This is a genomic window from Pseudomonas sp. HN8-3 (assembly GCF_020790195.1).
Taxonomy (GTDB): Bacteria; Pseudomonadota; Gammaproteobacteria; order Pseudomonadales; family Pseudomonadaceae; genus Aquipseudomonas; species Aquipseudomonas synxantha_A.
The window spans coordinates 1,269,362-1,281,404 of sequence record NZ_CP086206.1; the positions used below are offsets into that span (position 1 = coordinate 1,269,362).

Annotated in this window: 10 protein-coding genes; 6 read left to right on the plus strand and 4 right to left on the minus strand. The window is 61.3% G+C overall.

Features of this window, described 5'->3' with window-relative positions; all coding sequences use genetic code 11:
* Positions 1-57 precede the first annotated feature (57 nt).
* Positions 58-828 (minus strand): MipA/OmpV family protein, encoded by a 771-nt coding sequence (locus tag LJX92_RS05510; RefSeq protein ID WP_005785228.1) that lies wholly within the window; start codon positions 826-828, stop codon positions 58-60.
* Positions 829-1,054: 226 nt separating this feature from the next.
* Between LJX92_RS05510 and LJX92_RS05515 the strand changes: the two genes are divergently transcribed.
* The 6 genes from LJX92_RS05515 to LJX92_RS05540 are packed head-to-tail and all read left to right on the plus strand — an operon-like array spanning position 1,055 to position 8,384.
* The gene (locus LJX92_RS05515; protein ID WP_228309392.1) at positions 1,055-1,759 is read left to right on the plus strand and encodes an MtnX-like HAD-IB family phosphatase; all 705 of its coding nucleotides are present in this window, start codon (positions 1,055-1,057) and stop codon (positions 1,757-1,759) included.
* A complete protein-coding gene (locus LJX92_RS05520; RefSeq protein ID WP_005785231.1) occupies positions 1,752-3,146 on the plus strand; it encodes an aspartate aminotransferase family protein in 1,395 nt (464 codons plus the stop codon). The genes LJX92_RS05515 and LJX92_RS05520 overlap by 8 nt, the downstream gene beginning before the upstream one ends.
* Positions 3,143-4,036, plus strand: a complete 894-nt coding sequence (locus LJX92_RS05525; protein WP_005785233.1) for an alpha/beta hydrolase — start codon at positions 3,143-3,145, stop codon at positions 4,034-4,036. The genes LJX92_RS05520 and LJX92_RS05525 overlap by 4 nt, the downstream gene beginning before the upstream one ends.
* Before the next feature lie 58 nt (positions 4,037-4,094).
* Positions 4,095-5,219, plus strand: a complete 1,125-nt coding sequence (locus tag LJX92_RS05530; RefSeq protein WP_228309393.1) for a GNAT family N-acetyltransferase — start codon at positions 4,095-4,097, stop codon at positions 5,217-5,219.
* Positions 5,219-6,997: a HAMP domain-containing sensor histidine kinase gene (locus LJX92_RS05535; protein WP_078820407.1), complete on the plus strand. Its 1,779-nt coding sequence runs from the start codon at positions 5,219-5,221 to the stop codon at positions 6,995-6,997. The genes LJX92_RS05530 and LJX92_RS05535 overlap by 1 nt, the downstream gene beginning before the upstream one ends.
* Positions 6,987-8,384, plus strand: coding sequence for a sigma-54-dependent transcriptional regulator (locus LJX92_RS05540; protein ID WP_005785239.1), 1,398 nt, complete (start codon positions 6,987-6,989; stop codon positions 8,382-8,384). The genes LJX92_RS05535 and LJX92_RS05540 overlap by 11 nt, the downstream gene beginning before the upstream one ends.
* A gap of 58 nt (positions 8,385-8,442) precedes the next feature.
* Here LJX92_RS05540 and LJX92_RS05545 read toward each other — a convergent pair whose 3' ends face one another.
* The 3 genes from LJX92_RS05545 to LJX92_RS05555 are packed head-to-tail and all read right to left on the minus strand — an operon-like array spanning position 8,443 to position 12,016.
* Complete coding sequence (locus LJX92_RS05545) at positions 8,443-8,781, minus strand: GlpM family protein (protein ID WP_005785241.1); 339 nt, start codon at positions 8,779-8,781, stop codon at positions 8,443-8,445.
* Complete coding sequence (locus LJX92_RS05550; RefSeq protein ID WP_236648085.1) at positions 8,781-10,061, minus strand: sigma-54-dependent transcriptional regulator; 1,281 nt, start codon at positions 10,059-10,061, stop codon at positions 8,781-8,783. Before LJX92_RS05550 ends, LJX92_RS05545 begins: the two co-directional genes overlap by 1 nt.
* 53 nt (positions 10,062-10,114) lie before the next feature.
* The gene (locus tag LJX92_RS05555) at positions 10,115-12,016 is read right to left on the minus strand and encodes a sensor histidine kinase (protein ID WP_228309394.1); all 1,902 of its coding nucleotides are present in this window, start codon (positions 12,014-12,016) and stop codon (positions 10,115-10,117) included.
* Between the last annotated feature and the right edge of the window lie 27 nt (positions 12,017-12,043).

Below are 12,043 nucleotides of genomic sequence, written 5' to 3' on the forward strand. Positions count from 1 at the left end.
CGACTTGCCCCTCCCACATTTTGGATGTGCTTACTTAAGGCAGAACTGCATCGGGTTCTAATCGAAGGTGTAGCTGATCGCCGTCTGCACCTGCCCCTGATTCACCTCGCCGGCCTGCTTGACGATGCTGCTTCGGGCCGCCGAGCCAACCAGATGCACCCAGCTTGCGCTGGTCAGCAGCGACCAGTGGGGCGCCAGGGGAAAGGCGAAGCTTTGGCTCAACGTCACGTTCTGGAAGCCGCCGCTGGCGTTGTAGGGCCGAAAGCCGGTGGCGGCGGCTTCGTTGTTGTCTACGCCAAAGAAGGTATTGGCCTGGCGTGCATCGGCAAAATGCGCCACCAGCCCACTGCTGCCGATAATCCCGCCGCCCAACGGGTAGCCCAGTTCGCCGCCGATCTTACCCAGGGTGCCGCTCTGGGAATGCCCGCCGCCCACGGCCTGGCCCAGTTGCGCGTAGACCCGCCAGAAGTTGGCCGGGGCGTACTGGATGAAACCGCCGACCTCAGCCATGTCCGACACATTGCGCAAGCCCTGCAACTCACCGTTGGAGGTACGCCCTGCCAGGTAATTGATATAGGGGCCGGCGGTGATGCCGTGGGTGTTCAGCGCGCTCCAGGTCAAGCCGTCGTCGGTGCTCAGGCTGACGTCGCCCCAATCCAGGTCCAGGTAGGGCACGGGCCGGGTTTCGTAGCGGCTGCCGGTGGGGTCATGGGGCTGATAGCTCAGGCCCGCGCCCACGTCGCCGCTGATGCCGTCTGCCCAGGCGGCACTGGAGCAGCCCCATAGGCCGAGCAAACCTGCGAATACGGCAGAAGTGATGTTGGTCATGGTGTACGTTCCTGAGGTGACAGGCGCGCATGAACGCGCAAACCCTCGCGCCTGCGCAAGCACTCATGTTGTTTGTAGCAAGCTACAAAAATTGTAGCTTGCAGCACGCCTATCACTGCGACTCTGCCGGCAAACCCCCAGCCCCACTGGGTTTTGACTAGTTGGCACACTCCCTGCTCTATCCCTGTTGCAAGCGCATACAGCGCGCTCTCTCAGGTACAGGTAGATGATCCACTGGCATATCGTGTGTGACTTCGATGGGACCATTACCCCCACGGATGTCATCGACAACGTCCTCCAACGCTTCGCCGGCCCCGAGTGGGAAACCATTGAACAGCAATGGCTGGACGGGCATATCGGTTCACGCGAATGCCTGAGCCGCCAACTGGCGCTGATCAAGGCCACCCCAAGCGAACTGCTGGCGTATTTCGACAGCGTCGAGATCGACCCGGACTTCCCGGATTTCGTTGATCACGTCATGGACCTGGGCGCCTCTATCGAGGTGGTCAGCGACGGCATCGAGCAGGGCATCGCGCGCATCCTGTCGCGCAATTACGTGACCTTGTTGCCGATCCTCGCCAACCGCCTGCGCCAGATCGACCAGAACAGCTGGCGTATCGACTTCCCCTACGCCAGCGATGCTTGCCGCGCCGCTTCCGGCAACTGCAAGTGCAAATCCACCCCGCGCAACAAGCGTGTACTGGTGATCGGTGACGGCAAGTCCGACATGTGCGTGGCTTCCACCGCCGACTTCGTGTTCGCCAAGGGCAGCCTCGCCGAGTACTGCGTCGCCAACCACATTCCTCACGCGCGCTTCGACACCTTTGCGCAAGTGACCGCACTGCTGGCCAAGCTGCCCCAAGGCATCGCCGCCAACGCCACCACCTTCAACACCTCTTCTGACACTCAGGAACTCTTCCATCATGTCTGATATCCGTATCGCTACCGCCGAAGACCAGATCCTTCTGGATAAAGAAGCCAAGTATTGCTCCTACGGCGACACCGTTCACTACATCGAGCCTCCGCGTATTTTCAGCCGTTGCGAAGGCTCCTACGTGTGGGACACCGAAGACCAGGCTTACCTCGACCTGCAAATGTGGTACTCGGCGGTCAACTTCGGCTACGCCAACCCGCGTCTGAACAATGCGCTGAAACAACAGATCGACACCCTGCCGCAAATTGCCAGCCAGTACCTGCACAAAGGCAAGATCGAGCTCTCGGAAATGATCGCGGTCGATGCCAAGAAGAAGTTCGGTCTCGACGGCCGCGTGCACTTCAACGTCGGCGGCTCGCAGTCCATCGAAGACTCGTTGAAGGTGGTACGCAACGCCAGCAACGGCAAAAGCCTGATGTTCGCCTTTGAAGGCGGCTACCACGGCCGCACCCTCGGAGCCTCGTCGATCACCTCCAGCTTCCGCTATCGTCGTCGCTACGGCCACTTTGGCGAACGCGCCAACTTCATCCCATTCCCTTACCACTTCCGTGGCCCGAAGGGCATGACCAAGGAAGAGTACGGCAGCCATTGCGTGCAGCAGTTCGCCCGTTTGTTCGAGACCGAATACAACGGCGTCTGGGACCCCAAAACCAACCAGTGCGAATACGCAGCTTTCTATGTCGAGCCGATCCAGGGCACCGGCGGCTACGTGATCCCACCGATGAACTTCTACCGCGAGCTCAAGCACGTCCTGGACCAGCACGGCATCCTGATGGTGTCCGACGAAATCCAGATGGGCTTCTACCGCACCGGCAAGCTCTGGTCGATCGAGCACTTCGATGTGCAGCCGGACGTGATCGTGTTCGGCAAGGCCCTGACCAATGGCCTCAACCCATTGGGCGGTATCTGGGCCCGTGAAGAGTTGATCAACCCGAAGGTGTTCCCGCCAGGTTCGACTCACTCCACCTTCGCCTCCAACCCGTTGGGCACCGCCGTCGGCCTGGAAATGTTCAAGATGACCAACGAAGTCGATTACGGCGCGATGGTCATGGCCAAGGGCAAGTTCTTCCTGGAAGGCTTGCAGGACCTGCAAAAACGCTTCCCGATCATCGGCGATGTCGACGGCCTGGGCCTGGCGCTGCGCTGCGAAATCTGCGGCCCGGACGGCTTCACCCCAGACAAGGCGACCCTGGACTACATGGTCGAGGAAGGCATGAAAGGCGACATGGTGGTGGACGGCCAGAAGCTGGGTCTGATCCTCGACGTGGGCGGTTACTACAAGAACGTGATCACCCTGGCACCGTCCCTGGAAATCAGCTACCCGGAAATCGAATTGGGTCTCAAGCTGCTTGAGCAACTACTGGTGCGAGCGACCAATCGGTGAATGCGCAAGGGATCGACCTCGGTGAAGGTACCGCCGGCTTCGTTCTCGGTGAAGGTCCGGTCGGGATCCTGTTGATCCACGGCCTGACCGGCACACCGACCGAGTTGCGCCAGGTCGCCAAGGGCCTGGCCAAGACAGGCAATTGCACGGTGTATGTGCCCACGTTGGCCGGGCACTGCGGCGATAACAGCGACTTGCAGGCTACCGGCTGGCGTGACTGGTACGAAGGCGTGCGCAAGACCTTCCTGCAGGTCAAGCAACGCCACGGGCAGGTGTTTGTCGGCGGCTTGTCCATGGGCGCGGTGATGTCCATGTATGTGGCCGCCGAACACCCAGGCCAGGTCGCCGGGCTGCTGATGTACTCCACCACCCTGAAGTACGACGGCTGGAGCATCAACAAGCTGGCGTTCCTCACGCCGTTGCTGATGAAGATTCCATTCGGCGTGCACGTTTGCAGCTTCGAAGAAAAGCCGCCCTACGGCATCAAGAATGAGCGCCTGCGGGCCATCGTCGAACGGCAGATGAAGGAAGGCGAAAGCAGCGAGGCCGGTTTGCTGACCATGGAAGGCATTACCGTGCGCGAATTGCACCGCATGAACGCGGTGGTCAAAAAGCGCATGCCCGACATCAAGGTGCCGGCGCTGGTGCTGCATTCGATCGAAGACGACATCACCAGCCGCTGGAACGCCGACTACGTGGAACGCCACCTCGGCGGCCCGGTGACCAAGATTTTGCTGGATAACTGCTACCACATGATCACCGTCGACCTGCAATACCGACGGGTGATCGAGTTGAGTGCCGAGTTTGTCGAGCAGCACACAGCCTTCAGGTCAACGCCGGTCAAGGTGGGCGCTGGCTTGCCAGCCATGGCATCACTGCGGTCTGCCTGACGCACCGAGGCCAGCTCTCACATTTGATCGGCGTTCGCCATAGAAATAAGGGCAATCTGTGATAACCACCCAAGCCTTCCCGACCATCCGGGCGATCCAGCGCGATGCCTGGAATGATTGTTTTCCCGGTGCCCTGGAGGATTGGGACTATTACCTGGCTGTAGAAAACGCCGCTATCGATGATTTTCAGTGGCGTTACCTGGCGGTCTACGAAGATGAAACGTTAGTGGCTGTGGCTGCTGCGTTCATTACCCATTATCGCCTCGACACCACGGTGTCGGGGGCGGGCAAGCGCGTGACCGAACGCCTGGCTCGCCTGTGGCCGCAGGCTTTGCAATTGGCGCTGTACGCCATTGGTTCGCCGGTGGCTGAGCGTTGTGATGCGGGGGTCGCCAGCCATGTGCCCGAGGCCCGCCGCGCGTTGTTGTTGCGCCAGTTACTGGCGGCTGCGCGTCGGGATGCCGACCACTTCGGTATTGGGTTGGTGGCGGTCAAGGACGCGCCGACCAACGACCCGCATTGGGCCGACAGTTGTCGTGCGGCCGGCTTTCAGACCATGCCGAGCTTGCCGACCGGGGTGTTGCCGTTGCCCTATGGGTCGGTGGATGCGTACCTGGGCTCGCTGGGCAAATCCACGCGCAAGGACCTGCGCCGCAAGCTACGGGCACCCGGACCGCGCATCGAGTGGCGGCACAACGTCGATGATGTGCTGCCCCAGATCATGCGCCTGTACGAGGCCACGCTTGCGCGCGCAGATCTACAGTTCGAGCGCCTACCTGCCGCTTACTTCACCGGCGTGCTTGAACACCTTCACGAACGGGCGGTCTGTGTTCTTTACTGGGTGGACGAACGCCTCGTTGCGTTCAACTTGATCCTGCTGGATGAGCAGCGGCTGGTGGATAAGTTCTTTGGCCATGACATCGAATTCAGCCGTGAGTACAACCTGTACTTTCGCAGTTGGCTGACTAATGTCGACTATTGTATTGAGCACAATATCCCGGTGTACGAGTGCGGCCAGGCCGGGTATGCCAGTAAACTGCGGCTGGGGTGCGAGTTCGAGGGCAACAGCCTGTTCTTTCGCCATCGCAACTGGCTGGTCAACGGCCTGCTCAAGCTTGTAAAACTGTTTATTCGACCGGATCGTTCCGACCCTGCCATGGCTGCTGCGATAAGCGAAACCTGATGATCACCAAGACCCGCCAGAAAGCCCGCCCCTTTGCCATTTCGCGTTGGAGCGTCCAGCGCAAGCTGGTGCTGGCGTTCTGGCTGGTCAGCGTTATTCCGACCATGATTGCCGCTGAGCTGGCCGCCACCACGCTGTCGCAGATTTTCGACAGCAACGTGCGTATCTGGCTGCAAGAGTCGACCAAGATCGTCAAGGATGAGATCGGTGACATCCTTCATGACAACGCGCGCATGGCCAAGCTGTTCTTGCGCTATACCAGCCCACCGTCGTCCAAACAGGCGGCCAAGCATGACCGGCTGACCGCCGACATTGCCGATGCCACCGATATCGACGTGGTCGCGCTGATTCGCACCAGCGACCACAAAGTGGTGTTCAGCACAGCCGCCGATGACATCGTCAGGCAGATCAACCTGACCAGCAATGCCGTGCTGCAGACCGTGCAAGTCGCGGGGGTGAGCACGGGGCTGGTGGTGTCAACCTTCGAGACCAGCCGCGATGGCGTTGATTACCTGTTGTTGGTGGCGACCTACCTGGACAGCAGTTTCCTCACCAGCGTGGCCGATGTGCACTCCCTGGACCTGCGTTTGTACCTGGCCAATCCGGCGGGTTTTTCAGAGATATTTTCCACCCAGCGTTTCGAGAATCACCCTTCGCGCATCCCGAAGAACGTCGAGGCCGCGCTGCGCAGCACCAAGCAGCCCAGCGAGCAATTCACTAACCAGTACAGCGGTTTGTACTGGCCGATCTTCAATGATGCCGGCGAACTGCAAGGCGTTATATTCAGCGGCCTGTTGCGTCACACCAGCCTGGTAGGGCTGGTGAACCAGAGCAACCTGTTCGTGCTGATCTTCCTGCTCAGCTCGGCGCTGTCACTGGCGGCCGGGGTGCTGGTGTCGCAGCGCCTGACCAAACCGCTGCGCGACTTGTCCCAAGGTGTGAACGCGGTGATCTCCGGTAGTTACGCGCATCGCGTGGTGGTCAGTGGCGGTGATGAACTGGCGCAGTTGAGCAGCACCTTCAACCACATGACCGAGCGCCTCGGCGAACTGCACCACCTGGAAGCCCAACTGCGTCGGCGTGATCGGCTGCATGCCCTGGGTGAAGTCGCCATGGGCCTGGCCCATGAAATCCGCAACCCGCTGGGCATCATCAAGACCGCCACCCAATTGTTGCACCGGCGGGCCGACCTCGCGGAAACCGATAAGCGTCACCTGGAGTACGTCATCAGCGAGGTCAGCCGCATCAACGAGCTGATTACCGAGTTCCTCGATTTCGCCAAGCCCAATCCACCGATACGCGTGCTGCAGCCGGCACGTGCCCTGGTGGAAGAAATCCTCGGTTTCTGCGGCCCGGAGCTGAGCACTCACAATATTGATGCACAGATTGACGATCAGGCGCCCGACGCCACGATCTATGCCGATGCCAAGCAGCTCAAGCAGGCTTGCCTCAATCTGATACTCAACGCCATCGACGCGATGCCCGAAGGCGGGCGCCTGACCCTGGGCATCCGCAACGTGGGCGACAACACGGTGATCAGCATCGCCGATACGGGCCAGGGTATCCCGGCGGATATGGTCGAGCGTATCTTCACGCCGTTTGTCACCACCAAGGCATCGGGCACCGGACTGGGCCTGGCCAAAGTCTATTCGATCATGGAAAGTCACGACGGCAGCATCGAATGCGCCAGTGAGAAAGATGCCGGCGCCACCTTCAGCCTGTACATTCCGGCTAACGGTGAAGACGACGGCGAGGATGAGGACGGGCATGACGCATAACGTATTGGTGGTGGACGACGAGCCCAAGCTCTGTGATTTGCTGACCCAGGCCCTGAGCCAGAACGGTATCCAGGTGTTCAGCGCGGGCAACGGCCTGCATGCGCTCAAGGTGCTGGGCGAGGAGGACATCGACCTGGTGATCAGCGACTGGCGTATGCCGGGCATGGACGGGCCGGCATTGCTGGCCGAGATCAAGGTGCGCTATCCACAGGTGCCGGTGATTGTGATGACCGCCTACAGCACGGTAAAAAATGCCGTGCAGTCGATGCGCAACGGTGCCTATGACTACATCGCCAAGCCGTTCGATATCGACGAGCTGGACATCACCGTGGCCAAGGCCCTGCAATTTCGCGACATCATGCGCGATAACGCGCGGATGCGCGCCGAGCTGGATGAACATGCGCAGTTCGACAGCCTGGTGGGCGACAGCCCGGCGTTTCGCAAGGTGCTGCAAGCCGTGGACTCGGTGCGTGACAGCAGCGCAACCATCCTGCTGACCGGCGAAAGCGGCACCGGCAAGGAAATGGTCGCCCGCGCCATCCACAAGCATGGCAGCCGCGCCGACAAACCCTTTGTGGCCGTCAACTGCGCGGCGATTCCCGAAGGTTTGCTGGAAAGCGAGATGTTCGGCCATCGCAAAGGCGCCTTCACCGGCGCCGTGGCCGACCGGGTAGGGCGCTTCATGCAGGCCGACAAGGGCACGCTGTTCCTCGATGAAGTGGGGGACATGCCCCTGGCGTTGCAGGCCAAGATTTTGCGCGCCTTGCAAGAGCGGGTCATCGAGCCGGTGGGCGATCCACGCGAGCGCAAGGTGGATGTGCGGGTCATTGCCGCCACCAACAAGAACCTGCTGGACGCAGTGGCGAACAAAGAGTTTCGCGAAGACCTCTACTACCGCCTCAACGTCTTCCCGATTCCATTGCCGGCCCTGCGTGAGCGCGTGGAAGATATCGCGCCCCTGGCCCGGCATTTCGCCCAGACCTTGAGCGCCACCGCCGGTAAGCGCATTACCGGCTTCAGCCCCGAGGCATTGCAGGCGATGGCGGCGTATCACTGGCCGGGCAATATCCGCGAGCTGCAAAACTGCGTGGAGCGCGCGACCATCGTGGCAGCGTCGCCGGTGATCGAGGATATTGATTTGCCGGGTTATCTGTTTGCTTCAAAACCGAGCGAGGGCGATGTGACGGCGATCCTCAGCGACGGCCCGGGCGTGCCGCAGGATCTGGATGCGGCGCTGGCCGAGGTGGAGAAAGCCTACATTCTGGCGGCGTTGCAGGAGAGCAACGGGGTGCAGGCCGCGGCGGCGCAGCGGATCGGCATTTCCGAACGCAGTTTCTGGTATCGCCTGAAAAAACTCGGGATTCAAGTCGACAAAATCGTCCGCTGACACACGGCGGGCAAAAAATGTGGGAGGGGCTTTCTCCCACATTTTTGACCGAGTTGAGTCAGGAGTGGAGGCGAACCCAGATGCTGACCAGGATCGTCGCGGCCATCAACCAGGCCACGGCAGCCACTGCCAGTGATGCCTCCAGCCGCATCCGATCGACCATCACATACAAGGTCGCCAGGTACACGAAGTACGGAATGATCGACCACATCCCGAACACGATGGTGGTCTTCAAATCCTCCACCGAACGCCCTTTGCCGACGATGTAGTGGGCGATCAGCGCGAAGGTCGGAAACAGTGGCACCAAGCCTGCGATGTAATAGTTTTTGGTCTTGGCCAGTGCCGCCAGGATCAGCACCACCGCCGCGCCAAGTGCGGCCTTCAAGAACAGATCCATCAGTGGCTCAACCCGTATTTCTTGACCTTGTCGAACAGCGTGGTCTTGGCCATGCCCAATTCCTGGCTGGCCTGGGTCAGGTTGCCGCCGCTACGCTGCAGGGCGTCCACCAGCAGGTTGCGCTCAAAGGCTTCTACCGCTTCGGTAAAGGCCAGGCCATGGTTGCCGCTGCTGGCGCCGCTTTTCTTGAAGGCGGGCAGCCCCAGGGCAAAACGTTCGGCGACGTTGCGCAGTTCACGCACGTTGCCCGGCCAGTCGTGGCTCATCAGGCTCGACAAGGTCTGGTTGTCCAGCTCCGGCACCGCCCGGTCGAAGCGCAGCGACGATTGCTGCAGGAAGTGTTCGAACAGTTGCAGGATGTCTTCGCGCCGCTCGCGCAAAGGCGGCAGTTCCAGGGTGACCACGTTGAGGCGGTAGTACAGGTCGCTGCGGAACTGGTTGGCGCGGCTCAGTTCGTCGAGGTCGGACTTGGTGGCAGCGATTACCCGGCAATCCACTGCCACGCTCTGGTTCGAACCCAGGCGCTCCAGGGTGCGTTCCTGCAGCACCCGCAGCAGTTTGATCTGCAGGTTGATCGGCATACTTTCCACTTCATCGAGGAACAGCGTGCCTTGGTGGGCGTGTTCGATCTTGCCGATGCGGCGTTTGCCGGCGCCGGTGAAGGCATTGGCCTCGTGGCCGAAAATTTCGCTTTCGAACAGGTTTTCCGGCAGGCCCCCGCAGTTCAAGGCGACGAACTGATGGGAGTGGCGTCGGCTGAAATCATGCAGGCAACGGGCAACCAGCTCCTTGCCAGTGCCAGTCTCACCTTCGATCAGCACGTTGGCCGACGTGTCGGCGACGTTGGCGATCAGCTCGCGCAGGTTCTGCATCGCCGGCGAGCGGCCAATGATGCGGCCTTCCAGCGAATCACGCTCGGCCAACTGGCGGCGCAGTGACCAGACCTCTCGCGCCAGCCCACGCTGCTCCAGGGCGCGACGGGCAACATCGACCAGGCGCTCGGGAGAGAAGGGTTTTTCCATGAAATCGTAGGCGCCGTTGCGCATGGCGCCGACGGCCATGGAAATATCGCCATGCCCGGTAATCAGGACCACCGGCAGGCTTTTATCCAACGCCTTGAGGCGGGTCAGCAGCTCCAGACCATCGATGCCCGGCAGGCGAATATCGCTGATGACGATGCCGGCAAAGTTTTCGCCGATACGTTTGAGCGCTTCTTCGGCGCTGCCCACGCCGACGCTGTGGATGTCTTCCAGCGCCAGGGCCTGTTGGCAACCGAGCAGCACGTGGGGATCATCTTCGACGATCAGCACGGTCAGTTCTTGGGGATCAGTATTCATGTCGACTCAACTTTTTTAGCGCCCGCCAGCGGCAGGTTAAGGACAAAGGCAGTACCACCACCGGCCGGGTGTTCCACGGCCAGGCTGCCACCGGTCGCGGCTGCGAGGCTCGCGGACAGGGTCAGGCCCAGGCCCAGGCCTTGTTCGCCGGGCTTGGTGGTGAAGAAGGGTTCGAACAAATGCTTGCGTGCCTCAGGGGCGATGCCGTGACCATTGTCGCGTACCAGCAGGCGGTATTTGCCCTCGGTACTCTGGCCCTCCAACCACAATTGCGGCGCCGGTTGCATCTGCATCGCGTCCAGAGCATTACCGATCAGGTTGACCAGAATCTGTTCCAGGCGTGTCTGGTCGATCTGCAACTGGGCGGGTGCGAAGTCGCGGTGCAAGGTCAGTGGCAAACCGTCCAGGCGTGCGCCCAGCACCTGGAACGCAGCGTCCACGGCCTTGCCCAGGCTGGCTTCGCCCTGGTCATCGCCGCGCCGGGCGAACGAGCGCAGGCTGGCGGTGATACGGCCCATGCGGTCGATCAGTTCGTTGATGGTCTTGAGGTTGGTGCTGGCGGTGTCCAGGGCGCCGCGCTCAAGGAAGCGCACGGTATTGCCGGACAGGGTGCGCAGCGCGGCCAGCGGCTGGTTCAACTCGTGGGCGATGCTGGTGGACATCTGGCCGATGGCGGCGAGTTTGCCGGCCTGCACCAGTTCGTCCTGGGCGCGGCGCAGGGTCTCTTCGGCCTGGCGCCGTTCGCGGATCTGGCCCTTGAGCCGTTCGTTACTGGCGCGCAGGTCGGCGGTGCGTTCGGCGATCCGCCGCTCCAGTTGGCTGTTGGCTTCCTGCAGGGCTTCCCGAGCGGCGAGGCGGGTGGCGATGACCTTGCGTCGCTCGTTCCAGGCAATCAGCAGGAAGGCGACAAGGCCGAAGGCAACTGCCACCAGGATGCCCTGATTGATCGCGGCACGGCGCAGATCATTGAGCGGGGTGAGCAGGGTGAAATTCCACGGCGTGTCGTTGAGCGGTCGGGTTTGCGCCAGGTAGCTGACGGCGTGCTGGTCGTTGACCACTTCCGAATTGGCCGGGAAGGTCAGTTTCTCGGTGCCTTCGTTCAGGCGCTCGCGGGCCAGGGGTTGCAGTTCATTGAGCGTCGCCCAGTAATATTGCAGGCTGTGGGCCAGGCGATCCTTGGTGTCATCGCTCAGCGGGCGTACAGCCTTGAGGCGGCGCGCCGGGTCACTGGACAGAATGATGATGCCATTCTCGTCGCTCACGAACGCCTCGAGACGGGCGCGCTGCCAGCGTTCTTCGAGGGCTTCGAGGCGCACCTTGACCACGGCGACGCCGATGATCTTGCCGTGCTCTTCCAGGCCATGGGCCAGGTAATAGCCGGGTTCGCCGTTGGTGCTGCCGATACCGTAGAAACGGCCGGGCTGGCCGCGTACGGCATTCTGGAAATAGGCGCGAAAAGACAGGTCCTCACCCTGGTAACTGTCGGCATCGCGCCAGTTACTGGTGGCCAGCACGCGGCCGGTGGTGTCCATCACGTAGATGGCGCGGCTGCGACTGCGACGATTCAGGCCCTCAAGGTAGTCGTTGACCGTTTTGCGGGTTTCCTGGTTCGGCTCGGCCAGCAATTGCGACACGCTGGACTCCAGCTCCAGCAGGCTGGGCAGGTAGGTGTATTTGCTCAGTTCACTTTCGACGGTGCGGGCGTGCAACTCCAACTGGCGTTCGCCGTTGTCGCTGAGGGTGCGGATACCATAGTACTCGCTGACCCAAAAGCCGATATAACCCAGGCCGATCATCAGGGCGATGATCAACGGAGGCAGGAACAGTTGGCGTATCAGACGAGGCTTCACGGCAAGTGATGGCGGCGCGGCGCGATATTGATTGGGGTCGCATTTCATCACAGATGCCTTGGGTCAACCAGAGCT

What these genes read in the sequence shown, in the direction of transcription:
- LJX92_RS05545 (WP_005785241.1), bottom strand. Translation starts at nt 8,781, where the DNA reads ATGGATCTGTTCTTGAAGGCCGCACTTGGCGCGGCGGTGGTGCTGATC.
- LJX92_RS05520 (WP_005785231.1), top strand. Translation starts at nt 1,752, where the DNA reads ATGTCTGATATCCGTATCGCTACCGCCGAAGACCAGATCCTTCTGGAT.
- LJX92_RS05555 (WP_228309394.1), bottom strand. Translation starts at nt 12,016, where the DNA reads ATGAAATGCGACCCCAATCAATATCGCGCCGCGCCGCCATCACTTGCC.
- LJX92_RS05510 (WP_005785228.1), bottom strand. Translation starts at nt 828, where the DNA reads ATGACCAACATCACTTCTGCCGTATTCGCAGGTTTGCTCGGCCTATGG.
- LJX92_RS05515 (WP_228309392.1), top strand. Translation starts at nt 1,055, where the DNA reads ATGATCCACTGGCATATCGTGTGTGACTTCGATGGGACCATTACCCCC.
- LJX92_RS05535 (WP_078820407.1), top strand. Translation starts at nt 5,219, where the DNA reads ATGATCACCAAGACCCGCCAGAAAGCCCGCCCCTTTGCCATTTCGCGT.
- LJX92_RS05540 (WP_005785239.1), top strand. Translation starts at nt 6,987, where the DNA reads ATGACGCATAACGTATTGGTGGTGGACGACGAGCCCAAGCTCTGTGAT.